The following is a 20,735-nucleotide window of genomic DNA, read 5'->3' as shown; positions in this document are numbered from 1 at the left end:
CGATACGGGAGGAATGCGCGATGCGTATCTGCAGCGATCTGGCGTCGGCGGTGGGAAATACCCCGCTCATCAAGCTCAGGAAGGCATCGGAAGAGACCGGCTGCACGATCCTCGGCAAGGCGGAATTTCTCAATCCCGGCCAATCTGTGAAAGACCGCGCGGCGCTGTTCATCATCCGTGACGCGATCCAGCGCGGCGAGCTTGCGCCCGGCGGCACGATCGTCGAAGGCACGGCGGGCAATACCGGCATCGGTCTCGCGCTCGTGGGCGCCTCGATGGGCTTCCGCGCCGTGATCGTGATCCCCGAGACGCAGAGCCAGGAAAAGAAGGACATGCTGCGGCTGGCGGGGGCCGAACTGGTGCAGGTTCCGGCCGCACCCTATCGCAACCCCAACAACTACGTGCGCTATTCCGAGCGGCTCGCGAAGGAACTCGCCAAGACCGATCCGCATGGCGCGATCTGGGCTAACCAGTTCGACAATACCGCGAACCGGCAGGCCCATATCGAGACGACCGGCCCCGAAATCTGGGATCAAACCGGCGGCAAGGTCGACGGCTTCATCTGCGCGGTGGGCTCGGGCGGCACGCTCGCAGGCACCGGCATGGCGCTGCAGCCCAAGGGCGTGAAGATCGGTCTCGCCGATCCCGACGGCGCGGCGCTGCACAGCTATTACACGACCGGCGAGTTCAAATCCGAGGGCTCCTCGATCACCGAAGGCATCGGGCAGGGGCGGATCACCGCCAATCTCGAGGGCTTCACCCCGGATATGAGCTTCAACATCCCCGATAGCGAGGCGCTGCCGGTGGTCTTCGACCTGCTGCAGGAAGAAGGCCTCTGCTTGGGTGGCTCCTCGGGGATCAATATCGCGGGCGCGATGCACATGGCGCGCGAGCTGGGTCCGGGCCACACGATCGTGACGGTGCTGTGCGATTACGGCAACCGCTACCAGTCGAAACTGTTCAACCCCGACTTCCTCAAGGGCAAGGGGCTGCCTGTGCCGGAATGGCTCGACCGGGCTCCGCGTGAGATGCCGGAGGTCTTTGAGGGATGATCCTGCGTCTGGCGCGTCTGCTCTTGCTGGCCGTCGCGCTGGCGCTCCCCGGGATTGGTTTCGCGCAAAGCCCCGACACGCCCGATTACAAGGCGTGGGAACAGACCGCGACCGAAGCCGAAAAGATGGTGCAGGCCGATCAGGCCCAACGCCCGGCCTTCGACAAGATCCGGCAGGACGTCGTCAACTGGCGCGAGAAATTCAAGGCGGCCGAGGATATCAACGCCAGCCAGATCTCGACCGTCAAGGCGCAGATCGAAGCGCTCGGGCCGCCGCCGAAGGAGGGCGAGAGCGAGGATCAGGCGATTGCCGACCGGCGCAAGAAGCTGAACGACGAGTTGGCGCAGCTGCAGTCCCCGGGGTTGCGCGCGACCGAGGCCGCCAGCCGCGCGGATTCCATCGTCGCCAATATCGACCAGCTTTTGCGCGCACGGCAGACCGACAAACTCCTGCGGCTGACACCGTCGCCGCTGAACCCGATAAACTGGCCCGAAGGGTTGAAAGTCCTCACCGGGCTGACCTCCGAGCTTGCCTCCGAGATGGGGCAGCAACTCGATCAGCCGGACCCATACGCCAATGCGCGCAACAACGCCCCTGCGATCGTGGGCCTTTTGTTGGTGGCGCTTATGCTGGTGCTGCGCGGGCGGACATGGATCGACAAACTGGCCGATGTGCTGGAGGCGCGTCTGGCGCGCAACGCGCAACGGGTGATCGATTTCATCGTCTCGCTGGGCCAACTCTTGCTGCCGATCGCCGGAATCGCGCTCCTTGAAGCGGCGCTGGTGCAGACGGAGCTGTTCGGCGCGCGCTGGTTGGAGTTGTTGCTCGCGATCGGCGTGGTTCTGAGCGCGGCTTTCGTCGCCTTCTGGCTCTCGGGCCGTATCTTCCCGCGCAATGACCGGCAGGCTGCGCCCTTCACGCTGCAAAGCGAACGGCGCCGCGAAGGCCGGGTGCTGACGATCTCGCTGGCCGTGTTCGCCGCAATCCAGGGCCCGTTTGGCGATTGGCTCGTCGCGCGCGGGCAGGACGTATTCGAGGGTAGCGCGAAAACCGCCGAAGAGATCGACGCGGCGGGGCACACGCTCGATGCTGGTTTCGGCGTTCTGGTCTTCCCGTTGCAGGTTCTTGCAGCGATTGCGCTGTTCCGCTTCGGCCAGCTACTGCGCCGTCACCTGCGCAACGAGACCAACGGGAGCGAGGAAGGCGCGTTTCGCGACCGTCTTGTCGGCGCGCTCGGCAATGCGCTGATTGGCGTCGCGGTGGTCGCGCCGGTTCTGGGCGGGATCGGCTATATCAACGCCGCCAATGCGCTGATCTTCCCGACCATACTGACGCTGGGGCTGATCGCGCTGGTCCTGGTGCTCAACCAGTTCTTCACCGATGTCTACGTGCTGGTCACCCGGCGCGAGGATGACGGCCGCGACTCCCTGATCCCGGCGCTGATCGGCTTCTTGCTGGGCCTGCTCGCCATGCCGCCGGCGGCGCTGATCTGGGGCGCGCGTCCGGCCGATCTGGCCGAGCTCTGGACCCGGTTCCAGAACGGCGTCTCGGTCAGCGGCGTCACGATCTCGCCCGGTATCTTCCTGACCTTCGCGATCGTCTTCGTGATCGGCCTAATGGTCACGCGGCTCCTGCAAGGGGCGCTGAAGACCTCGCTGCTGCCAAAGACCAAGATCGACAAGGGCGGCCAGAATGCCATTGTCTCGGGGCTTGGCTATTTGGGGATCTTCCTCGCCGCGATCATCGCGATCTCCTCGGCAGGGATTGATCTGAGCTCGCTCGCCATCGTCGCCGGTGCGCTCTCCGTCGGTGTCGGTTTCGGTCTGCAGACCATCGTGCAGAACTTCGTCTCGGGCATCATCCTGCTGATCGAGCGCCCGATTTCCGAAGGCGACTGGATCGAAGTCAATGGCCAGATGGGGATCGTCAAGGCGATCTCCGTGCGCTCCACCCGGATCGAGACCTTCGACCGCACCGAAGTCATCGTTCCCAATGCGGACCTGATTTCGGGGCAGGTGACGAACTGGACGCGCGGCAATGTCACGGGCCGCCTGATCGTACCGGTCGGCGTGGCCTACGGCACCGACACCCGCAAGGTCGAGAAGATCCTGCACGAAGTCGCCGAGAACCAGTCGCTGGTGATGATGAACCCCGAGCCGGTGGTGATGTTCAAAGGTTTCGGCGCGGACAGCCTCGATTTCGAGGTGCGCGTGATCCTCTCGGACGTGAACTTCATCCTGCGCGTCCAGAGCGAGATGAACCACGAGATCAATCAACGCTTCGCCGAGGCCGGAATCGAAATTCCCTTCGCACAGCGCGACGTGTGGCTGCGCAACCCCGAGGTTCTGCGGCCCAAGGACGAGCAGACCGAAGAGGACGCGGATGCGGAGGAGACCTTCGAGGACTCGGGCGAAGACGACAGCGACACCAAGCGCCCCGTCACCCGCGCCGATTACGGCAAGCCTCAGCCCGGCGAAGGGCCCGAGGGGATGGAGGAGCAGCGCCACGACACTTCAGACGGAGAGGCCGATGCCGGAGACCGCTAAACAGCCGCAGCAGCAGAGCTACCGCATTCACCCCTATGCTCGCGATCTCGAGGTCCGGGTGACAGGGCTGACCGATGAGGGCGGCATCTATTGCGCGGATTCGATCTTTTACCCGACCGGCGGCGGTCAGCCCGGCGACAGTGGTAAACTGGTCTGGGATGGCGGCGAGATCGAGATCGCGACCGCGGTGAAGGCCGAACCCGGCGCGCCCGGCGCGGTGATCCTGGTGCCCGCCGAGCCCCAGCCGCTGCCGCCTGTTGGCGCACAGCTCCAGCAACATCTAGACTGGGAACGGCGTCACCGTCACATGCGCGTCCACACCGCGCTGCACCTGCTGTCGGTCGCGATCCCGCTGCCGGTGACGGGTGGGCAGATCGGCTCTGAAAAGGGACGGCTTGATTTCGATATGCCGGAGCGGCCCGAGGATCTGGAGGTAATCGAGCGTCAGTTGAACGACTGGATCGCGCAGGACCTCAAGGTGGTCGAGCATTGGATTACCGATGCCGAGCTCGAGGCGCAGCCCGATCTGGTCAAGACGCTCTCGGTCGCGCCGCCCAAAGGTCAGGGCTGGGTGCGTCTCGTGGCAATCGGCGACGAGGCGGACCGGATCGACCTGCAGCCCTGCGGCGGCACGCATGTCGCCTCGACCGGCGAGATCGGCGCCCTCAGGATCGGAAAGATCGAGAAGAAGGGCAAGATGAACCGCCGCGTTCATCTTCACCTGGCCTGAGAGCTGCGGGCCGGGCAGGGGCGCTGCCCCTCTGCCTGCGGCATTCACCCTGGGATATTTGAGCAAAAGCGAAGGGGCAGAGCCCCCGAACGCAAAAGGGCGGCCACCGGGGCCGCCCTTCGTCATTCATGGAAGCTGAATCAGGCTTTCGGGCCGATCATCTGCTCGGGACGCACGACCTTGTCGAAGGTTTCCTCGTCGACGAAGCCAAGCTTGATCGCTTCTTCCTTCAGCGTGGTGCCGTTCTTATGCGCGGTCTTCGCGACCTTGGTCGCGTTGTCGTAGCCGATCGTCGGCGCGAGCGCGGTGACCAGCATCAGCGACTCGTGCAGCAGCTTCTCGATGCGCGGCTCGTTGGCCTCGATGCCCGCCACCATGTTGTCGGTGAAGGCCGAGGCGCTGTCGCCCAGAAGCTGCATCGACTGGAGCACGTTGTAGCTCATCATCGGGTTGTAGACGTTGAGCTCGAAATGACCCTGCGAGCCGGCGATGCCGACGGCGGCATCGTTGCCCATCACATGCGCACAGACCATGGTCAGCGCTTCGGCCTGCGTCGGGTTCACCTTGCCCGGCATGATCGAGGAGCCCGGCTCGTTTTCCGGCAGGATCAGCTCGCCCAGACCGCAGCGCGGGCCCGAGCCCAGCAGGCGGATGTCGTTGGCGATCTTGAAGAGCGAGGCGGCCACGGTCTTCAGCGCGCCCGAGAACATCACCATCGCGTCATGCGCGGCGAGCGCCTCGAACTTGTTCGGCGCGGTGACGAAGGGCAGGTCGGTGATCTCGGCCATGTTCGCCGCGACCGTCTCGGCCCAGCCCACTTGCGTGTTCAGACCGGTGCCGACGGCGGTGCCGCCTTGGGCCAGTTCGTAGATGTCGCCGAGCGAGGCCTCGACGCGCTCGATCCCCTTCTTCACCTGATGGGCGTAGCCGGAGAATTCCTGACCAAGCGTCAGCGGCGTCGCGTCCTGCGTATGGGTGCGGCCGATCTTGATGATGTCCTTGAAGTCCTCGGACTTGGCTTCCAGCGCCGCGTGCAGCTTGCGCAGACCAGGCAGCAGAACGTCACGTGCCTGCATCGCGATCCCGACATGCATCGCGGTCGGGAAGGTGTCGTTGGACGACTGCCCCATGTTGCAGTGATCGTTCGGGTGGACCGGGTCTTTCGAGCCCATCTCGCCGCCGAGGATTTCGATCGCGCGGTTCGAGATCACCTCGTTCGCGTTCATGTTCGACTGCGTGCCCGAGCCGGTCTGCCAGACCACCAGCGGGAAGTTGTCGTCGAACTTGCCTTCGATCACTTCGCCCGCGGCTTCGATGATCGCATCGGCGATCTTCGCGTCCATCTTGCCCTGCGCCTTGTTGGCCATCGCACAGGCTTTCTTGATCACGCCGAGGGCGCGGATGATCGGGACGGGCTGGCGCTCCCAGCCGATCGGGAAGTTCATGATCGAGCGCTGCGTCTGCGCGCCCCAATATTTGTCGGCGGGAACTTCAAGCGGGCCGAAGCTGTCGGTCTCGGTGCGGGTCGCGGTCATCTGGGCCTCCATGATTGCGCGCAATCTTTCGCTCGCACTGATAGGGCGCGCGGAGGGATTTTGCAACGGTATACGGAGGTATACTTGGGGTGGCTCTCAGATCTGTGCGGCGATCGCATCCCGGTCGATCAGGGAATGCACCTCGCGGATGCGGCCATCGGTGACGCGATAGAAGACATGTTCGTGGAACGTCACGCGGCGGCCGTTCACCGGCAGATCGAAGAGCATTCCCACGGGCGTGCAGTCGAAACGCAGCCGGGCGGCGATCACCGGCGGATCGGCCACGAGCGTTTCTGCGCGGAAGTGCAGGTCGGGGATCGCGCGATGGTCACCCTCGAGCATCGCTTGATACCCTTCGAGGCCGAGCGAGCGCGCGTTATGCGTGACCTCCGGATGCACGAAATCACCGAGGCGCGCCCAGTCCTGAGCGTTCAAGCAGCCAAGATAGCCGTGATAGAGCGACAGGAGCGTGTCGCGGTCCAGAGGCTCCGAAGCCACCGGGTTACTTGCGGAATTGATCGAGGCTGACGACCTCGGCCTCGCCACGTTCGGCGGGGGCGGCCTCTTCCTCTTCGGCCACCTCATCCTCTTCGATCTCGTCGTCTTCGTCATATTCCTGCGTCTCGAAACGCAGTCCGAATTCGACCGAAGGGTCGACGAAGGTGGTGATCGCATCGAGCGGCACATAGAGCGGCTCGGGCGAATTGCCGAAATTCAGCGTGATCGAGAACCCGTCCTCGCCCACTTCGAAATTGTCATACCAGTTCTGGATGACGATGGTCATTTCCTCGGGGTAACGCTCGCGCAGCCAATCGGCCAGCTCGGCATCGGGGTGACGAGTGTCGAAGGTGATGAAGAAGTGGTGCTCGCCGGGAAGACCATTGGCTGCGATGTCGCTCAGCACTGTCTGGATCAGCCCGCGCATCGCGTGATGCATCAGGTTGCCGTAATCAATGGATTGCGTCATGGCCGGGTCCCTTTCTTCTCGGGCTCAGCATAGGGGATTCGTGGCGGGCCGCAAGGCGGGCAGAGTAGCGCGAAGGCTGACGTCGAGGGCATGTGCCGGGCGTGGCGGCATCCGATCTTGCGCAACCTTGGGGAGAACCTCACGGGGGCCGCGTCTATCCCAGAACTTCGCCCGACAGGCACAGCGCGACGGTGTCGTGCGGCATCATCTCCAACGCCTCGAAGAGCGCGATCACATCGTAATTATTATACGCCTCCACAATCCTGTCGCCGCGAAACCGCATCGTCAGTTGTCCGGTAAATTCCACCGCGCGCGCCGATTGTGCCGATTTCCCCGCGATTTTCAGAAGCGTCCAAAGCCAGTCCTCCGTCTCGACATGGCGCAGCACGGTGATCTTGATGTCCTGCAGATGCGCGCGCAAGGCCGGCACCAGCTCGCGAAACTCCTGCGGTCGCAATTCGAGCCCCGGCATTAGCCCGTCCGCCTCCGCCTCGGCATCGAACAACCCGTCGACCTCGTCCAGCCGACCTTCGCCCCATACGGCATGGAGCCACGTTTCGATCCTCGCAAGCCGGGACATCGCGCCCTCCGTTTCCCGTCGGTCCTGGGGGCCACCTTGGCAGGCAGGGATTTCAAACCGGTTAACGCCGGTCGCATCGCAAAAAGAGGGGGGAAAGTGCAGGATTCTGTTGCAAGGCTCCTGCGGGCCCCGCCTTACGCGGCTAAGCGCAAGGAGTTAAGTTTCGGTTACCCGAGCTGCTTACGCAGCCAGAGCGACCGGAGCACGGTTGTCGTTGGCAACTGTACAAATCGCACCGATAACGGTGGTAGCTCACCGGGACAAAGCAAACATCTTTACACGTTCGTCGATCCTATTTCGGCCCCATTCTCCCCCAACGAGGGTCGATTGGTGGAGCCGCCGGGTACCGCCCCCGGGTCCGATCCGCTTATTACATGCGCGTTTATGCCCATAGTTCCCGTTGCCGGGAACGTCTTGGAATATAGGGGGAAGATCGGGGCGCTTCAAGGCGTCGGATGGGATGGATGCGCATTAACCGGACGTGAACTTGCCGTGCGCTATAGCTCGAGTCGGGTCAAGAACTGGCCACGGAGGGGCGCGATGCGCGACAAGACGATCTTGATCGATCTCAGCACCAGCTATCAGTTCCGCCATTGGCGGCCGATGGGCATCCTGCGGGTGGAGCATGAGGTCTGGCGAGCGTTTGCCGCCCGGTTCGGGGCGCGCGCGGTACCGGCGATCTATGATGGGGCGCGCGGCGGGTTCTATCGCATTCCGCAGGCGATCTTCGAGGAGGTCATCTTCCGCAACGGCTGTCAACCGGAGGCGCCTGTGCGCGCTTTGACTGCGCCGCGGCGCTGGCGCTCCTGGGCGCGGATCGGCCGGTTTTTCTGGCGCGCCCGGCGCGGGATGCGGACTGTCGGGCAGGGCGGGCGATACGACGAGGCCGAGACCCGTGCGCTCCGAGAGAGCGCCGTGGCGGAGGAGTTGCTGCGGCTGAGCGGCGAGGAATATGCCCTGATGCGCCGTGGGCTCGTGGCTCTGGAACGGGTCGCGCCGGGGATCGCGCCGCGCATCCGGGCGCTCGACGCGCTCAATCACCGGGCGCATTACGGGCTGGTGCATACGGTCCACGACCAGATCTGCGCGGATCGAAATCGGATCGCGCCGGAAGAAGTTGGCGAGTATGTCTCTGCCGGTGGGTTCTGGGGCGATGCGCGCTACCGGGCCGCCTATGAGATGCGGACCGCTCATGGGTGGCGGCTGAGCTATTACATCCATGACCTGATCCCGATCCTTTGGGGGCATGTCGCCGAACCCACGACGCGCAAGACCTTTCCGCCCGCGCTGCATTGGATGCTCTGGGGCGTGGATCGGATCTGGACGAATTCAGAGGTGACGCGGCGCGATCTGGTCGCCCATGCCGCCCGCTGCGGCTATCCCGAGTTGCAATCGGAGAAAGTGCGCGTCGTGACGCTTGGCGCGGATGCGCTGAGCGAGACCGCGCCCGACACCGATCTCGCGGGCCTCTTCGCACATCGCGATCTGGAGCCTGGGGGCTACGTTTTGATGGTCGGCACGCAGGAGCCGCGCAAGAACCATGATTTTGCCTATCGGCTCTGGCGCGAACTCGCTGCGCACCGCGACGATATCATGCCGCTGGTCTGGGTCGGGCAGCCCGGCTGGTCGATCGGCCCGCTTCTGGAAATGGTGCGCGCGGATCCCGGCCTGCCGCATGGCGCGATCCGCATCCTCGATGATGTCGACGATGTCGAGTTGGAGGCGCTCTATGCCCATTGCCGCTACACGATCTACCCGTCTCATTACGAGGGCTGGGGGCTACCGGTCGTCGAGTCGCTTCTGCATGGCAAACCCTGTCTGACATCGGATGCGCCTGCCTTGATCGAGGCGGCGGAGGGTTGCGCGGAGGCGATCGGGCTCTTCGAGGGAGAGCGCTGGCTCGCCCGGGCCGAGGCGCTGATGGCGGACGAGGCGGCCTATAGCGCGGCCTGTGCGCAAGCGGAGCGGTTCACGCCGCATCGCTGGGCCGATTTCCGAGCGGCGCTCACCGCCGGGTTCGAAGCGGCCGGCGATGACACCTTCACGCGCGACCCTGCATGGACCCAGCAGACGGGCCAGCCGATCCCCTATCGCGAGGATGCCGCATGAAGATCGCAGCTTTCGGTCATTACCCGATCCACCGCCCTCTGCATGGCGGCCAGCGCCGGGTTGCAGCCATCGCCCGGCAGGCGCGCGCGGCGGGCTACATCTTCCGCTACGTCCCGATCTACTCGACGCGCGGCTATCCCGACGGCTCCCCCGATGAGCGCAGCACGGCGGTGCCGGAGGCTCTGCTTTCGCGTCTCCACGATCCGCAGCGCCGCGAGGATTTTCATATCTCCGACACGCTCAAAGATCATCCGCTGATCGAAGGGCTGATCAGGGAACTGCGCGATTTCGCCCCCGATGCGGTGCAGTTCGAACATCCGTGGCTCTATCCGCTATTCGCCGAGGCGTTGGACCGCGATCCGGTCCTGCGCCGCGCTCGGCTGATCTATTCCGCGCATAATGTCGAGGCCGCGCTGATCGATCCGCATTGGCGCGCGGAGGCTGAGGCGTTCGAGGCGGCGCTCGTCGCGAGGGCCGATCTCACCGTTGCGGTCTGTGAGGCCGATGCGCGCCATTTTGCGCGCCTGCCGGGCGCGGCAGAGGTCGTCGTGGCGCCAAACGGCTGCTGGGCGCCCGCTCCCGAAACGGTTCCGTCCGCGCCGCTAGACGGACCCTACGCGCTTGTCGCGGGCTCAGCCCATCCGCCGAACGCGCGCGGCTATTGGGCGTCCTTCGGCGAAATTCCCGGCTTCCTGCCACCGCGCAGCCGCCTCGCCGTTGCAGGCGGAATGACCCATCTGATCACCGCCGACGACCGCTTTCGGCGGTACGCGCAAATGAACGCGGAATTCGTCGAGCCCCTTGGTGTGGTGGGGGAAGAAACCTTGAGCGGTCTTCTGCATCATGCCCGCGCTATATGCCTGCCGATCACCGAGGGCGGCGGCACCAATCTCAAGACCGCCGAGGCGCTTTTGTCGTGCAAGCCGGTCGTCGCGATGCGCCCCGCGATGCGCGGGTTCGAAGAGGCGGAACGCCTCAGCGGCGTGCATGTCGCAGACGACCCGGAGCAGTTTCGCCGCTTGCTGCGCGATGCCATGACCGGCGCGATAGGCTCGCAGCGCCGTCCGGACGAGGTCGCGCAATATGGCTGGCCCGCGCAGCTCGCGCCGTTGATCTCCCGTTATGAAAGTCTCGCCGCATGAAAGATTTGCCCCCGCACCCTGTCGCCTTTGCCGATCCCGACCTCGCCGCACAGATACAGGCCAGGCCCGCCGCGATCGACACCTTGTTCCAGGTTTATCTCGGGCGCCCCGCGAAAGAGGCGGCGCAGAGCGCGTTGAAGGAGCGGCGCGCGTCCGTCGCCGATGTCGAGCGAGAGTTGCGCGGATCGGAGGAATATCGCCGCAAGGCGCGGCTGCTGCGCGATCACGATCGCAGCCAATATGACGGCGCGATGCTATATATCGCACCTGCGAAGGTGGTGTTCTGCCCGATCGCGAAGGTGGCCAATACATCGGTCAAGGACTGGGCGCTGCGGCTTGTGGGCGACGGGCGGCCCGAACCCGGCATGTCGCACTACTGGCTCGACTCCGGGCAAAGCCAGATGCAGGCGCGCCATTGGGCTTTCGCCGCGCGCGACCGCGTCGATCACGCGCCGGACTGGGTCTCGGTCGCGCTGCTGCGCGATCCCGTCGACCGGTTGGTCAGCTGTTATTGCGACAAGTTCGGACGCAATCGAATGCAGGACTCGGTGTTGCACCACACGCGCCCGGTCTATGCGTTCTTCGCGCGCGGGGACGATCCGGACCGGGAGATGATCGAACGCGGGCTGAGCTTTCGCCAGCTTTGTTTCTACATCAACGCCACCGCGCGCGAGGCGCAGGACAGCCATTGGGCCGCGCAATGGAGCTACCTGCAAAATCGCCGCTGGGATCGGCTGTTCGCGCTGGAGAAGATCGAGAGTTTCGAGAGTTTCATGCGCGATCGCCTGCCGGAGGAGCATCGGGACATTCGGTTGGGGCTGACCAATGCCGCGCAAAAGGCGCGCGGGCGGCCGTCCCATAATCTCTCCGATGCGCTTCCGGGGGAGTGGATGGGCGCGCGGACGCCGCCCTATGAGGCGTTCCTGACAGACGATATTCGCGGCTTTATCGGTGATTACTACGCGCTGGATGCACGGCTCCATGCGCAGGCGCTTTCCGAGAGTTGAGCCGCGATGGCCCCGCCGATCAGTCGCCTTCCGCCGGAATGCCAAGAAGCGTGATCGCCACCCCCAAAGCAGCGAGCGACCAGAACGCGTAGCGTTTCGTGCCATCGGTCTGCAGCGCGGCGAGCACCGCCTGCAGCGTGTAATAGCCCGCGAAGGCGCGCGACGCGTAGGAGATGATTTGGAACAGATCGGTCGTCCAAGTCAGCGCGATGCCTGCGCCGATCAACACCGGATAGGCCGCTTTTTGCGGGATTTTCCCGCGCGAGAATTCCGCGATCAGTCCGCCCGCGCCCCCGGTATCGGCCACGGCGGCGGAGAATTGCGCCGCCAGCGCTGCAGCCACCAGCATCGCGGGCAGGATTGGAGCGACGACGCGCATCATGTCGATGATCGCGGTCTCGGTCAGGTTATGGGCGTTGGGTGTGAAGATGTAGGCGAGCAGCGCGATATAGACCATGTAGATCGCCGTCGCGAGCATCTGCGCCCATTTCATCGCGGCGACCCGGGTGTCGGCGTCGTAGCTCTTGCCCAGATAGCGCGCGGTCTCGAACCCCTGCACGGTCACGATCAGACCGAAGAGCAGCCGCAGCGAGTCCCACGGCCCCAGCGTCGGCGCATCGACCACAAGATCGCCGGCGACGGCCACCTTGCCGAAATAGACCGCCAGCCCGAGGATCAGCCCGGCGATGATCGCGAGTTTGAGCGCGACCGAGGCATATTCCATCTGCTCGAGCCGTTTGAACCCGCCGGAGAACCCGGCGATTGCCACGATCGCAAGCATTGCCGTGGTTACCGCGCGGGCCGCGAAATCCGTGTTCCACGGCGTGAGCGAGACGGCGAAGGCCCCGAACAGGTTGAGGTAATAGGCGACCGAAATGACATAGGCGAAGGCGAGCGCGAGCTGCGCCACCTCTTCGATGCGCTTGATCACGGCGGTGTCGGGCACCTCCTCGGCGCGGATGTTGGCGCGCACGGCCGCGCCGAAAAACCATCCCAGACCGCACAAAGCCGCCATCGCGAGCGGGGCGAAGCTGCCGTAGCGGACCTCCAAAATCGGGCCAAGTACCAGAAAGCCAGAGCCGATGATCGAGGCCAGCGGGGTCACCATCGCGCGCCATTTCGGGCGATCGCGTAGCTGGGGCAGGAACATCGCCGCAAGGACGATCAGGGCGAGAAGGATAATGGCGGCGTCGAGTATCATGGTCTGTCTCAAATGGTCGGTTGGACGCAGCTAGGGCGAGGGGGGCATTAAAAAAGGGCCGCGTCAGACGCGGCCCTTCGCTGTGATCTATTCGGCGCAGTGATCAGAAGCCAGCCTTGATTTTCTCGAACTCGGCGAGCTGCTTTTCGCGCAGTTCCGGCGAGTTCGGCGTCTGGGCGAGGATCGGCGCGTTGATCTCGGTCAGGCCCGCCGTTTCCAGCTGCTCCGGCGGGATCAGCTTCATCGCTTCGGTGTTGGTGTGACCGTAGCCGATCTCGTCGACGAGAACCGGGCCCGCCTCGGGGCGCAGCCATGCGTTCATGAAATCGTAAAGCTTCTCTTCCGAGCCGGGACCGTCCTTGAGGTTCACGAAACCGCAGAACCAAGTCGACGAGCCCTCTTTCGCCTCGCGCTGGAAGGCGACCGGGTAGTTGTCGTCCTGGAGATAGGCGACGCCGTCATTCCACGACCACGCGACCAGCACTTCGCCCGAGGCCATCAGCTGCGCCTGCTGCGAGGGATCGGTCCAATAGGATTGCACGTTCTTGTTGGCTTCGCGCAGCCAGTCGGCGGCGGCCTGGAACTGCTCGTCGGTGACATTGGTCCAGTCGGTAACGCCGGTCGCGAGATAGGCCAGCGCCCAGACGTCATCCGAGCTGTCGGGCAGCGAAGTGCGGCCCGCATATTTCGGATTGATGAAGACATTGAGGCTCGCCACGTCTTCGGCCGGGACCTTGTCGGGGTTGTAAGCGATCGCGGTCGCGCCCCAGTCGGTCGGCAGATACCAGACGTTCTTGTCGTCATCGACGAAAATCTTCGAATTCAGATACTTGGGGTCGATGTTCTTGAATTCCGGAATCTTCGAGACGTCCCACGGTTCGATCAGCCCGGCATCCTTGTATTTCGAGATCATCTGCGAACAGGGATGCGCCGCGTCTGCTTTGAAACCCGAGGCGAGTTTCTGATAGGCCTCGTCGTCATCGCCGAAGAAAGCGTAGGTCGGGCTGTCGCCGTATTTGTCGATGTAAGGCTGGAAGAGGCCGGGGATTTCGAAACCGGCCCAATCGAAGATGGTCAGGTCCGGATCGGCGGCACGGGCCGGGGCGCTCAGCGCGGCCACGGCAATCCCCGCCAGTAGGAGAGCAGAAGTCTTCATTGCATATTCCCTGTTTTGTGTTCGTTTTGTGAAAACGCTAGAGCGGCTTTTTCGCCCTCGCAAGAGGCATTTGCACGGCAGATAGGCAGGAGCCCTGCGGCAAAGTGTGGAAAAGCCTCGACGCGGAGGGGCGTTGCGGAAAATTTGGGCGCGACTGAACCGGATCGGGCGCGGCGCGTAGGGAAAGGGAGGCAAAGGAGACGAGCATGAGTGACACCCCCGTCCTGTTATGGCTGCGGCGCGACTTTCGATTCCACGATCACGAGGCGATGTCGGCGGCTGCGAAGACCGGTGCGCCGGTGATCCCGGTCTTCATCCATGACGATCAGGTCGAAGCCTTGGGGGCGGCGGCGAAATGGCGGCTCGGTCTTGCCGTGGAGGCCTTCGCGGAGAGCCTCGCGGCGAAAGGCTCGCGGCTGATCCTGCGCAAAGGCGCGCCGCTAAAGGTTCTGCGCGCCTTGATCGAGGAGACGGGGGCGGGCGCGGTCTACTGGTCGCGCCGCTATGACAAGCCGGGCCGGGAGACCGATACGGAGGTGAAATCCACGCTTTCCGAGGAGGGTATCGAGGCAAAAAGTTTCACCGGTCATCTCTTGTTCGAGCCGTGGACCGTCGAGACGAAAACGGGCGGACCCTACAAGGTCTACACGCCCTATTGGAACGCGGTGAAGGGCACGGATATCCCGCCGGAAGTTAAGACGGTGTCTGAGCTTCGTGCTCCAAATGCCTGGCCTGAAAGCGAAAAGCTGGACGACTGGAAGATGGGCGCGGCGATGCGGCGCGGCGCGGCCATCGTGGCGAAGCATGTGAATGTCGGCGAGCGTGCCGCACAGTCGCGTCTGTCGAATTTCCTGCGCGATCGCCTCTCGGACTACAAGACGCAGCGCGATGTGCCCGCTTCGGGCGGCACCTCGGGCCTGTCGGAAAACCTGACCTATGGCGAGATTTCTCCGCGCACGATCTGGCACGCCGGCTATCGCTACATGAGCGAGGGCAATCAAGGCGCCGAGACCTTCCTGAAGGAGCTCGTCTGGCGCGAATTCGCGTGGCATCTGTTCTTCCACTGGTCCGATATGGCCAAGCGCAATTGGCGCGAGGAGTGGAACGGTTTCGACTGGCGGCGCGACAACAATGACGCCGAGGCATGGCGGCGCGGCATGACCGGCGAGCCCTTCGTCGATGCGGCGATGCGCGAGATGTATGTCACCGGCACGATGCACAACCGCGCGCGGATGATCGTGGCCTCCTATCTCAGCAAGCACCTGATGACCGATTGGCGGGTGGGGCTGCGCTGGTTCGAGGATTGCCTGATCGATTGGGACCCGGCGAGCAACGCGATGGGCTGGCAATGGGTGGCCGGGCCGGGGCCGGACGCGACGCCTTATTTCCGCGTGTTCAACCCTGAAACGCAGCTCGAGAAATTCGACAAGCACGGGCGCTACCGGAAGGACTTCATCGCCGAGGGGCAGGCCAACCCGCCCGAGACGGCGACGGATTATTTCGAGGCGATCCCAGAGAGTTGGCAACTATCTCCGGATCAGGATTATCCCGAGCGGCTGATCGATCTGAAAGAGGGACGCGCGCGCGCCTTGGCGGCGTATGAGCAGCACAAAGGCTAGGCTGTAGCGCTGGTTCGAGTGCCTCAGATCAAGGCGTCGGATGTCGCCTTGATCCGGGTCTCGCGGCCCATGAAATCGAGCAGCAGCCAGACCCGTTTCTCGGCATCGACCTTTTCGACCGTAGCCACGAAATCCGCGAAGGGGCCGGTCGCCAGCGTGACCTCGTCTCCCGGTGCGTAATCCGGCAGCGGCTGCAGCTGGTCCTCCGCGTCGCAGCGCGCCTGCAGCGCCTTGATCATCGCGTCGGGGACTGGCGTCGGGCGCCCCGCAAGCGCCACGAGCCGCGTGATCCCCTGCGTGCCGTTCACCGCGCCCAGACGCGCCGATTTCTCTTGTTCGCGCACGAAAAGATAGCCCGGAAAGAGCGGCGCACTGCGGGTCACGAATTTGCCCGACTGGCGACGCGTCGTCTCGACCATCGGCAGGAAAATGTCGAACCTCTGCCGCTCCAGATTACGCCGGGCGATCGCGGCGCTGTTGGGCTTGAACTGGGCCACATGCCACGCGCGGGCCGGGCTTTGATCGGTCATGAAAGGGCTTTCTGTTCAATCGGATTACGCCCGTATTGGCTGAGGGATCGGGCGCGGAAAGTCAATCAGGCAAGGCGAACCTGCGCGAAAACGTGCGCGCTTAGGTTGTCCGATCCGAAGTTAACCTTGCGTTAGGGATGCCTGTGCCAGGCTCGTGGCAGGCAGAAAATCTGCCGCTGTTTTGGGAGGATACGCATGATCACTCCGGTTCTTCTCGCGGGCGGATCGGGCACTCGCCTATGGCCACTGTCCCGGCGCAGCTACCCGAAGCAATTCGCAGAACTGACTGGCCCCAAGACGCTGTTTCAGGCCACGGCCGAACGGCTGTCGGGCGAGGGTTTCGCGCCCCCCGTGGTCCTGACACAGTCCGATTTTCGGTTCATAGTGACCGAGCAGCTCGCCGATACCGGGATCGACCCGGGCGCGGTGATGCTCGAGCCCGAGGGCCGCAACACCGCGCCCGCCATACTCGCGGCCGCGCTTTGGGTCGCGCAAAAGGCCGGAGAGCAGGCGCTGATGCTGGTCGCTCCGTCGGATCATGTCATCGCGGATCCAGACGCGTTTCGGCATGCGATCGCGGCGGCGGAGCCAGCGGCGCGGGCAGGGCGGCTGGTAACTTTCGGCATCACGCCCGACCGTGCGGAAACGGGGTATGGCTATCTCGAACCCGGTCGCGAGGCAGATGCGCAGGGCGTCGTGCCTTTGCTCCGGTTCATCGAGAAACCCGACATCGCGCAGGCATGCGCGATGTATGAGAGCGGGGAGTACCTGTGGAATGCCGGGGTGTTCCTGTTTTCGGCAGGGGCAATCCTCGACGCAGCCCGAACCCATGCGCCGACGGTTCTCGCTGTGGTTGAAAAAGCCTTTGCTGCGGCGTGCGCCGATTTGGGATTTCTGCGCCTCGATCCGGAGGCATGGAGCGACTCCCCCGACATCTCTATCGATTACGCGATCATGGAGCGGGCCGAGACCGTCTCCGTCATACCTGTGCAGGCGGGCTGGTCCGATCTTGGCGACTGGGAAGCGGTGCGTCGCGCTCATGCCTCCTCGCGTCCGGACGGGGTGACGCTCTCGGGGCCTGCGACGGCGATTGACTGTCGCGACAGCCTGCTGCGCTCCGAAGATCCGCGTATCGAGATGGTCGGGATCGGGCTTGAGGACGTGATCGCGGTGGCGATGCCCGATGCGGTGCTTGTCGCGCATCGCTCGCGGGCACAGGATGTGAAAGCGGCGGTCAGCGCGCTAAAGGCGCGAAACGCCGCGCAAGCCACGGATTTTCCACGCGATCACAGGCCCTGGGGCTGGTTCGAGAGCCTCGTGACCGGCGACCGATTTCAGGTGAAGCGGATCACGGTCAAGCCCGGCGCGGCGCTCAGCCTGCAAAGCCATCACCACCGGGCGGAGCATTGGATCGTTGTGCAAGGCACCGCGCTGGTGACGCTGGGCCCCGAGACCCGCCTCGTGACGGAAAACGAATCCGTCTACATCCCGATCGGCGAGACGCATCGGCTCGAAAACCCCGGGAAGCTGCCGATGGTGCTGATCGAGGTGCAGACCGGCGCATATCTGGGCGAGGATGACATCATCCGCTACGAAGACGTCTACATGCGCTTGGCCGGCGAATAGCGGCCAATTCGGCGGTGCGCCGCCACCACTCCGTGCAAATCTGCGACAGCTCCTTAAGAAAGCGTGAATTCGCGTTTCGGAGGAGTGCGACTCTCTGCTAGGTCTCCGATTGATTGTGACCGAGCCGGATTTTTGCAGACATGTTGGTGCGCCCCTACCGCTCCCGTTTTCTATTCCTCGCGATGGCGAGCAGCGCACTCGCAGGGTTCGGGTTTGGACCTGCCTGCGCGCAGTCGGCCGACCGCGCGTGGGGCTATAACAGCTTCGGCATCCCCGGCCTGATCGACATGCCTGTCGCGGGCAGCCGCGAGGATGCGGAGCTGGGCTTCAACGTCTTCACCTTCGCCGGGCAGACCCGCGTCTCGGCCGCGTTCCAGATCACGCCGCGCCTGTCGGCAGGATTCCGATACTCGACGATCAAGAACTACATGGGCGGCAGCGGCACACTCTACGACCGCAGCTTCTCGATCCAGTATCGTTTCCTCGACGAGGGCCGCCTTCGGCCCGCGATGGCCATCGGTATCAACGACATGACCGGCACCGGTGTCTATTCCGGGGAATATGTCGTCGCGACCAAGTCGGTCACGCCGAAACTGCGCGCGACGGCGGGGATCGGCTGGGGGCGGCTTGGATCGAATAGCGGCTTCGATAATCCGCTGGGTGTGCTGGGCGATCACTTCAAGACACGCGGCGAACGCACCGGGGCGCAGGGCGGGACTTTCCAGCCGCAGCAATGGTTTACCGGGGATGCGGCGCTGTTTGCGGGCGTCGAATGGCAGGCGAGCGATCGGCTGCGGCTGATGGCGGAATATTCCTCCGACGCCTATACGCGCGAGGACGGCCCGACCTTCGATCGCAAATCTCCGATCAATATCGCCGCGCAATACAAGCTCAGCGTCAACGCTTCGATCACGGCGGGCTATCTCTACGGCACCGATCTGAGCGTGCAGTTGAGCTATGCGCTGAACCCCAAACGCAACGCCCATCCGAGTGGGCTGAACGACGCGCCGCCGCCGGTCGTGCCGCGCGCGGGCGTCGAGGCGGCGCAAAGCTGGACCAACGATCCGGCCTATCTCGCAGCGAAGCTCCGCCCGGGCTTGGCGCAGCAAGGCCTCGTGCTGGAAGGCGCGAAGCTCAGCGGCTCCACCCTCGCGATCCAGATCCGCAACGATCGCTACAACGCGTCGCCCGAGGCGATTGGGCGCGCCGCCCGCGTGCTGAGTGCGCAGGCCCCGGCGAACGTCGACCGGTTCGCGATCACTCTGTCGGAAAATTCGCAGCCCATCTCGACCACGACGATCCGCCGTGACGATCTCGAGGCCTATGAATTTCATCCGGTCGGCGGCGAGCTGATGCGGGCCCATGCCCAGATCGATGGCGCGCCCGCTCACCTTCCGGTTGTGCCCGGGACCTATCCCCGCTTTTCGTGGAATGTCGGGCCGTATCTGCGCCCGGGCCTGTTCGATCCCGACGATCCGATGCGCGCTGATCTTGGTGTCAGCGTCAATGCGCAATACGAGATTGCGCCGGGCCTGCTGCTGTCCGGGCGCGTGAACCAGAAGGTAATCGGCAATCTCAATCAGGCGAACCGGCCCTCGGATTCGGTGCTGCCGCATGTGCGCTCGGATGCTTGGCTCTATTACAAAGGATCCGGCCCTACGGTTCCCGAACTGACGGGGGCCTATTTCTTCCGTCCCGGTCGCGATCTCTTCGGGCGAGTGACGGCAGGCTATCTGGAGCCGATGTTCGCGGGCGTCTCGACCGAGCTGCTCTGGGCGCCCGAACACAGCCGCCTCGCGCTCGGGGCCGAGCTCAACCGGGTGCGCCAGCGCGGCTATGACCAGCGTTTTGATCTGCGCGATTACGAGGTCACGACGGGCCATCTGTCGGCCTATTACCAGTTCACCGACCAGTTCTATACGCAGCTCGATGTGGGCCGGTATCTCGCGGGCGACTGGGGGGCGACGCTGAGCTTCTCGCGCGTTTTCGACAATGGCTGGAAAGTCGGCGTCTATGCGACGAAGACCGATGTGTCCTCGGCAGATTTCGGCGAGGGCTCCTTCGACAAGGGCTTCATGATCACGATCCCGCTGCACTGGGCGACGGGTCAAACGACGAAGCAACGTTATTCGACCGTGATTCAGCCGATCGTGCGCGATGGCGGGGCGCGGCTGGGGGTGTCGAACCGGCTTTACGGGATGGTGCGCGAGGATCAGCCCGCCTCCTTTGACGGCAATTGGGAGCGGTTCTGGCGATGAGATCACTCGTTTTCGGTGCGGCGCTGCTTGCGCTGGGGGGCTGTGCGCAGCTCGAAAATCTGAGCAATACCGTGACGCTCTCGGGCAGCCGTTCCGCGGGGCAGGGCGCGACTGCGCCGACTGCTCCAGCTCAAGGCGAGGGCGTCGGCGTGAAGGTTGTGACGCAGACCGCTCCCGCGCGCGGGCTCGAAGTGGTCATCCCGTCGCGCGACGCCAATGCGGTCCTGTCTCTGGCCGGGCGTAACGGCACGGTCGAAACCTGGCGCACGGATGACGACATCACGGTGTCCGTGGATCGTGGCGTGGTTGTTGCAACCAGAGGTTTAGGCGATGATCTGATGGCCGCGGACTCCGGACCGACGCTCGCCGCCCTTCGCGGGACGAAGATCGGCGCCTATCGCCGGACCTACCGCTTCCTCACGGCGGACAACCATTCCGATTATGTCCTGCTTGGCTGCGAAATGACGACAGCCGGAAACGAAACCCTCGCGGGGCAGAATTTGCTGCGTCACGAAGAAAAATGCAGCAATCCGAAAATGACCGTCACCAATATTTATTGGACCAATAAAAAGGGACGGATCCAAGCCGGGCGGCAATGGGTTTCCCCCACTGTCGGGCAGATCGCGATTGGTGTGCTCAACTAAGCCGGTTGAACCGTTCGGGATTAATTAACCCTA

17 protein-coding genes and 1 other RNA gene are annotated in these 20,735 nt (G+C 64.1%); 10 read left to right on the top strand and 8 right to left on the bottom strand.

What is annotated here, in order from left to right:
* The first annotated feature begins 20 nt into the window (after positions 1-20).
* The 3 genes from BMI88_RS16715 to BMI88_RS16705 are packed head-to-tail and all read left to right on the top strand — an operon-like array spanning position 21 to position 4,328.
* Positions 21-1,052: a cysteine synthase A gene (locus tag BMI88_RS16715; RefSeq protein WP_078541125.1), complete on the top strand. Its 1,032-nt coding sequence runs from the start codon at positions 21-23 to the stop codon at positions 1,050-1,052.
* The gene (locus BMI88_RS16710; RefSeq protein ID WP_146673609.1) at positions 1,049-3,598 is read left to right on the top strand and encodes a DUF3772 domain-containing protein; all 2,550 of its coding nucleotides are present in this window, start codon (positions 1,049-1,051) and stop codon (positions 3,596-3,598) included. Before BMI88_RS16715 ends, BMI88_RS16710 begins: the two co-directional genes overlap by 4 nt.
* Positions 3,582-4,328 (top strand): alanyl-tRNA editing protein, encoded by a 747-nt coding sequence (locus BMI88_RS16705; RefSeq protein WP_078550554.1) that lies wholly within the window; start codon positions 3,582-3,584, stop codon positions 4,326-4,328. Before BMI88_RS16710 ends, BMI88_RS16705 begins: the two co-directional genes overlap by 17 nt.
* Before the next feature lie 140 nt (positions 4,329-4,468).
* On the opposite strand, the gene fumC is transcribed toward BMI88_RS16705, so the two are convergent.
* The 5 genes from fumC to ssrA form a co-directional block, all read right to left on the bottom strand.
* Positions 4,469-5,863 (bottom strand): class II fumarate hydratase, encoded by a 1,395-nt coding sequence (gene fumC / locus BMI88_RS16700; RefSeq protein WP_078550727.1) that lies wholly within the window; start codon positions 5,861-5,863, stop codon positions 4,469-4,471.
* 96 nt (positions 5,864-5,959) lie between these two features.
* Complete coding sequence (locus BMI88_RS16695; protein ID WP_246831915.1) at positions 5,960-6,361, bottom strand: ester cyclase; 402 nt, start codon at positions 6,359-6,361, stop codon at positions 5,960-5,962.
* 4 nt (positions 6,362-6,365) lie between these two features.
* The gene (locus BMI88_RS16690) at positions 6,366-6,830 is read right to left on the bottom strand and encodes a ClpXP protease specificity-enhancing factor SspB (RefSeq protein ID WP_078541119.1); all 465 of its coding nucleotides are present in this window, start codon (positions 6,828-6,830) and stop codon (positions 6,366-6,368) included.
* A 154-nt stretch (positions 6,831-6,984) separates the two neighbouring features.
* Positions 6,985-7,410 carry a nuclear transport factor 2 family protein gene (locus BMI88_RS16685; protein ID WP_078550548.1) on the bottom strand — a complete coding sequence of 142 codons (426 nt, stop codon included), beginning with the start codon at positions 7,408-7,410 and terminating at the stop codon, positions 6,985-6,987.
* A gap of 95 nt (positions 7,411-7,505) precedes the next feature.
* Positions 7,506-7,861: a transfer-messenger RNA gene (gene ssrA / locus BMI88_RS16680) on the bottom strand.
* An 89-nt stretch (positions 7,862-7,950) separates the two neighbouring features.
* On the opposite strand from ssrA, the gene BMI88_RS16675 reads away from it, so the two are divergent.
* From BMI88_RS16675 to BMI88_RS16665, 3 genes are read left to right on the top strand one after another with little or no spacing between them, the layout of a single operon-like run.
* Positions 7,951-9,519 (top strand): glycosyltransferase family 1 protein, encoded by a 1,569-nt coding sequence (locus tag BMI88_RS16675; RefSeq protein ID WP_078550545.1) that lies wholly within the window; start codon positions 7,951-7,953, stop codon positions 9,517-9,519.
* On the top strand, positions 9,516-10,661 hold the full coding sequence (locus BMI88_RS16670) for a glycosyltransferase (RefSeq protein WP_168174010.1): 1,146 nt from the start codon (positions 9,516-9,518) through the stop codon (positions 10,659-10,661). Before BMI88_RS16675 ends, BMI88_RS16670 begins: the two co-directional genes overlap by 4 nt.
* Positions 10,658-11,668 (top strand): sulfotransferase family 2 domain-containing protein, encoded by a 1,011-nt coding sequence (locus BMI88_RS16665; RefSeq protein ID WP_078550539.1) that lies wholly within the window; start codon positions 10,658-10,660, stop codon positions 11,666-11,668. The genes BMI88_RS16670 and BMI88_RS16665 overlap by 4 nt, the downstream gene beginning before the upstream one ends.
* A 19-nt stretch (positions 11,669-11,687) precedes the next feature.
* On the opposite strand, the gene BMI88_RS16660 is transcribed toward BMI88_RS16665, so the two are convergent.
* Together BMI88_RS16660 and BMI88_RS16655 are read right to left on the bottom strand one after the other, a co-directional pair.
* Positions 11,688-12,869: a hypothetical protein gene (locus tag BMI88_RS16660; RefSeq protein ID WP_246831914.1), complete on the bottom strand. Its 1,182-nt coding sequence runs from the start codon at positions 12,867-12,869 to the stop codon at positions 11,688-11,690.
* A gap of 103 nt (positions 12,870-12,972) precedes the next feature.
* Positions 12,973-14,025 (bottom strand): ABC transporter substrate-binding protein, encoded by a 1,053-nt coding sequence (locus BMI88_RS16655; protein WP_078550536.1) that lies wholly within the window; start codon positions 14,023-14,025, stop codon positions 12,973-12,975.
* Positions 14,026-14,231: 206 nt separating this feature from the next.
* On the opposite strand from BMI88_RS16655, the gene BMI88_RS16650 reads away from it, so the two are divergent.
* Complete coding sequence (locus tag BMI88_RS16650; protein ID WP_078550533.1) at positions 14,232-15,644, top strand: deoxyribodipyrimidine photo-lyase; 1,413 nt, start codon at positions 14,232-14,234, stop codon at positions 15,642-15,644.
* 23 nt (positions 15,645-15,667) lie between these two features.
* On the opposite strand, the gene BMI88_RS16645 is transcribed toward BMI88_RS16650, so the two are convergent.
* Positions 15,668-16,174 carry a transcription termination/antitermination NusG family protein gene (locus BMI88_RS16645; protein ID WP_078550530.1) on the bottom strand — a complete coding sequence of 169 codons (507 nt, stop codon included), beginning with the start codon at positions 16,172-16,174 and terminating at the stop codon, positions 15,668-15,670.
* A 195-nt stretch (positions 16,175-16,369) separates the two neighbouring features.
* Between BMI88_RS16645 and BMI88_RS16640 the strand changes: the two genes are divergently transcribed.
* The 3 genes from BMI88_RS16640 (at position 16,370) to BMI88_RS16630 (ending at position 20,702) form a co-directional block, all read left to right on the top strand.
* Positions 16,370-17,800, top strand: coding sequence for a mannose-1-phosphate guanylyltransferase/mannose-6-phosphate isomerase (locus tag BMI88_RS16640; protein WP_078550527.1), 1,431 nt, complete (start codon positions 16,370-16,372; stop codon positions 17,798-17,800).
* Positions 17,801-17,940: 140 nt separating this feature from the next.
* Complete coding sequence (locus BMI88_RS16635; RefSeq protein WP_078550525.1) at positions 17,941-20,058, top strand: YjbH domain-containing protein; 2,118 nt, start codon at positions 17,941-17,943, stop codon at positions 20,056-20,058.
* Positions 20,037-20,702 carry a YjbF family lipoprotein gene (locus tag BMI88_RS16630; protein ID WP_146673608.1) on the top strand — a complete coding sequence of 222 codons (666 nt, stop codon included), beginning with the start codon at positions 20,037-20,039 and terminating at the stop codon, positions 20,700-20,702. Before BMI88_RS16635 ends, BMI88_RS16630 begins: the two co-directional genes overlap by 22 nt.
* Positions 20,703-20,735 lie beyond the last annotated feature (33 nt).

Origin of the sequence: Thioclava sp. F36-6, from assembly GCF_002020305.1 — a bacterium.
GTDB lineage: Bacteria > Pseudomonadota > Alphaproteobacteria > Rhodobacterales > Rhodobacteraceae > Thioclava > Thioclava sediminum.
The sequence above is the reverse complement of the archived record's forward strand: the minus strand, read 5'-3'. Positions and strand labels throughout refer to the sequence as shown.

Coding starts and splice junctions, on each gene's coding strand:
- BMI88_RS16715 (WP_078541125.1), top strand. CDS start 21: ATGCGTATCTGCAGCGATCTGGCGTCGGCGGTGGGAAATACCCCGCTC.
- BMI88_RS16710 (WP_146673609.1), top strand. CDS start 1,049: ATGATCCTGCGTCTGGCGCGTCTGCTCTTGCTGGCCGTCGCGCTGGCG.
- BMI88_RS16705 (WP_078550554.1), top strand. CDS start 3,582: ATGCCGGAGACCGCTAAACAGCCGCAGCAGCAGAGCTACCGCATTCAC.
- fumC (WP_078550727.1), bottom strand. CDS start 5,863: ATGACCGCGACCCGCACCGAGACCGACAGCTTCGGCCCGCTTGAAGTT.
- BMI88_RS16690 (WP_078541119.1), bottom strand. CDS start 6,830: ATGACGCAATCCATTGATTACGGCAACCTGATGCATCACGCGATGCGC.
- BMI88_RS16685 (WP_078550548.1), bottom strand. CDS start 7,410: ATGTCCCGGCTTGCGAGGATCGAAACGTGGCTCCATGCCGTATGGGGC.
- BMI88_RS16675 (WP_078550545.1), top strand. CDS start 7,951: ATGCGCGACAAGACGATCTTGATCGATCTCAGCACCAGCTATCAGTTC.
- BMI88_RS16670 (WP_168174010.1), top strand. CDS start 9,516: ATGAAGATCGCAGCTTTCGGTCATTACCCGATCCACCGCCCTCTGCAT.
- BMI88_RS16665 (WP_078550539.1), top strand. CDS start 10,658: ATGAAAGATTTGCCCCCGCACCCTGTCGCCTTTGCCGATCCCGACCTC.
- BMI88_RS16660 (WP_246831914.1), bottom strand. CDS start 12,869: ATGATACTCGACGCCGCCATTATCCTTCTCGCCCTGATCGTCCTTGCG.
- BMI88_RS16655 (WP_078550536.1), bottom strand. CDS start 14,025: ATGAAGACTTCTGCTCTCCTACTGGCGGGGATTGCCGTGGCCGCGCTG.
- BMI88_RS16650 (WP_078550533.1), top strand. CDS start 14,232: ATGAGTGACACCCCCGTCCTGTTATGGCTGCGGCGCGACTTTCGATTC.
- BMI88_RS16645 (WP_078550530.1), bottom strand. CDS start 16,174: ATGACCGATCAAAGCCCGGCCCGCGCGTGGCATGTGGCCCAGTTCAAG.
- BMI88_RS16640 (WP_078550527.1), top strand. CDS start 16,370: ATGATCACTCCGGTTCTTCTCGCGGGCGGATCGGGCACTCGCCTATGG.
- BMI88_RS16635 (WP_078550525.1), top strand. CDS start 17,941: ATGTTGGTGCGCCCCTACCGCTCCCGTTTTCTATTCCTCGCGATGGCG.